The sequence below is a fragment of the Streptomyces sp. NPDC049577 genome (genome assembly GCF_040675635.1).
Lineage (GTDB): Bacteria > Actinomycetota > Actinomycetes > Streptomycetales > Streptomycetaceae > Streptomyces.
The window spans coordinates 1-2,136 of record NZ_JBFAPH010000579.1; the positions used below are offsets into that span (position 1 = coordinate 1).

Sequence of the window (2,136 nt, forward strand, 5' to 3'; positions counted from 1 at the left end):
GCCGGCGCCCTTGAGGGCCTCGGCGCCTCCGTCGAGGTCAAGTGACCTCACGGAGTCGACTGACTCCTCGCTGACGTTCGTCAGCACGCCAAGGGCGATCACCCATGCGGGTGGTCGCCCTTGGGCGTTCCCGGGAGGGATGCGCGCGCGGGGCCCCATGGGCGAGTATGGTGATCTTCGTTGCCGCCGAGGGCCCTTGACGAACGGCACGCCGCGCGCGATTCTCAGGACGCGTCGCCAGACGCGTCGCCAGATCGGTCCTCCGTCCGAGGCATGGATCGAGGGCGAAGAGGGAAGTATCGTCATGCGCTTCGAGCGCGTGGTTGCGGCAGGCGGCGAGGAACAACACAGAGGATCCCGGAGGGAGAGATTGGTATCGCACCGGTCTCCGGAATTCCGCTCTGGACATCAGTGGGCCAAGTGGCTACACTGACCCTTTGCGCTGCCTGTTAGCTGCTCCCTGCCCGTCACCAGGGGCATGCCCACTTCCGAGCATTGCTGAAAGAAACCCTCTGACCTGGGATTTCTCTCCGTACGCACGAAGTGGGACCGGTACGCGCGTAGTGAGTCCGAGCCCTCGGAAGGACCCCCTCTTGGCCGCCTCGCGCAACGCCTCGACCGCCAATACGAACAACGGCGCCAGCACCGCCCCGCTGCGCATCTCCTTTGCGAAGATCAAGGAGCCCCTCGAGGTTCCGAACCTCCTTGCGCTGCAGACCGAGAGCTTCGACTGGCTGCTCGGCAACGCCGCCTGGAAGGCTCGCGTCGAGGCAGCGCTGGAGTCCGGTCAGGACGTCCCCACCAAGTCCGGTCTGGAGGAGATCTTCGAGGAGATCTCCCCGATCGAGGACTTCAGCGGGTCGATGTCGCTGACTTTCCGCGACCACCGTTTCGAGCCCCCGAAGAACTCCATCGACGAGTGCAAGGAGCGCGACTTCACGTACGCGGCTCCGCTCTTCGTCACGGCCGAGTTCACCAACAACGAGACCGGCGAGATCAAGTCCCAGACGGTCTTCATGGGCGACTTCCCGCTCATGACCAACAAGGGCACCTTCGTCATCAACGGCACCGAGCGTGTCGTGGTCTCGCAGCTGGTGCGCTCGCCGGGTGTCTACTTCGACTCGGCCATCGACAAGACCTCCGACAAGGACATCTTCACCGCCAAGATCATCCCGTCCCGGGGTGCCTGGCTGGAGATGGAGGTCGACAAGCGCGACATGGTCGGTGTGCGCATCGACCGCAAGCGCAAGCAGTCCGTCACCGTCCTCCTGAAGGCGCTCGGCTGGACCACCGAGCAGATCCTCGAGGAGTTCGGCGAGTACGAGTCCATGCGCGCCACCCTGGAGAAGGACCACACCCAGGGCCAGGACGACGCGCTGCTCGACATCTACCGCAAGCTGCGCCCGGGCGAGCCCCCGACGCGTGAGGCCGCGCAGACGCTGCTCGAGAACCTCTACTTCAACCCGAAGCGCTACGACCTCGCGAAGGTCGGCCGCTACAAGGTCAACAAGAAGCTGGGCGCGGACGCCCCGCTCGACGCCGGTGTGCTGACCGTCGACGACATCATCGCGACGATCAAGTACCTGGTGAAGCTGCACGCCGGCGAGGTCGAGACCCTCGGCGAGAACGGCACGGAGATCGTCGTCGAGACCGACGACATCGACCACTTCGGCAACCGTCGTCTGCGCAACGTCGGCGAGCTCATCCAGAACCAGGTCCGTACCGGTCTGGCTCGTATGGAGCGCGTCGTCCGCGAGCGGATGACCACCCAGGACGTCGAGGCGATCACGCCGCAGACCCTGATCAACATCCGGCCGGTCGTCGCCTCCATCAAGGAGTTCTTCGGCACCAGCCAGCTGTCCCAGTTCATGGACCAGACCAACCCGCTGTCGGGTCTGACCCACAAGCGTCGTCTGTCGGCGCTGGGTCCGGGCGGTCTGTCCCGTGAGCGGGCCGGCTTCGAGGTCCGTGACGTCCACCCGTCGCACTACGGCCGTATGTGCCCGATCGAGACGCCGGAAGGCCCGAACATCGGTCTGATCGGCTCGCTCGCCTCCTACGGCCGGGTCAACGCCTTCGGCTTCGTGGAGACCCCGTACCGCAAGGTCGTCGAGGGCCAGGTCACCGACGAGGTGC

1 pseudogene is annotated in these 2,136 nt (G+C 65.4%); it reads left to right on the forward strand.

From position 1 onward, the window contains the following. Window positions 1-593: 593 nt before the first annotated feature. Window positions 594-2,136: pseudogene (locus tag AB0K09_RS32865) on the forward strand (DNA-directed RNA polymerase subunit beta); the annotation flags it as partial.